The sequence below is a fragment of the Bacillus sp. LR--39 genome (assembly GCF_053613335.1).
The window spans coordinates 1-583 of record NZ_JBSIOT010001285.1 but is presented as its reverse complement, the minus strand read 5'-3'; the positions used below and the strand labels follow the sequence as shown (position 1 = coordinate 583).

The following is a 583-nucleotide window of genomic DNA, read 5'->3' as shown; positions in this document are numbered from 1 at the left end:
CAATTGGCAAGCTGCCGGCAAGTTCAGAAAAAACGTCCCTGCAGAAACGCCTTAACAAAGTGAAGAGCACCAATTTGAAGACGGCACAGCAATCCGTATCTGCGGCTGAAAAGAAATCAACTGATGCAAATGCGGCAAAAGGACAATCAGCCGTCAATCAGCTTCAAGCAGGCAAGGAAAAAACGGCATTGCAAAAACGGTTAGACAAAGTGAAGAAAAAAGTGGCGGCGGCTGAAGCAAAAAAAGTGGAAACTGCCAAGGCAAAAGTGAAGAAAGCGGAAAAAGACAAAACAAAGAAATCAAAGGCATCCGCTCAGTCTGCAGTGAATCAATTAAAAGCATCCAATGAAAAAACAAAGCTGCAAAAACGGCTGAACGCCGTCAAACCGAAAAAGTAACCAAAAACCTTTAAGACTTGCATTCCAGGTCTTAAAGGTTTTTTACATTCTAAGAAAATCGTACACAACCTTTTTCCCATCCGCCTCACAGGCTTTTCATACTATTGCTATACAGCCATGAACAGCATAAAATGAACGTTATTACAGTTATCACCACATATGGCGGGATTGTGACTGGGCAGGCA

General features: G+C 42.5%; 1 protein-coding gene. It reads left to right on the top strand.

All coding sequences use genetic code 11. The annotated features are described in order from the left end of the window. Nucleotides 1–398: GA-like domain-containing protein (locus tag ACWHAR_RS29995; protein WP_452088797.1), on the top strand; the 398-nt coding region annotated here is incomplete at its 5' end. Between the last annotated feature and the right edge of the window lie 185 nt (nucleotides 399–583).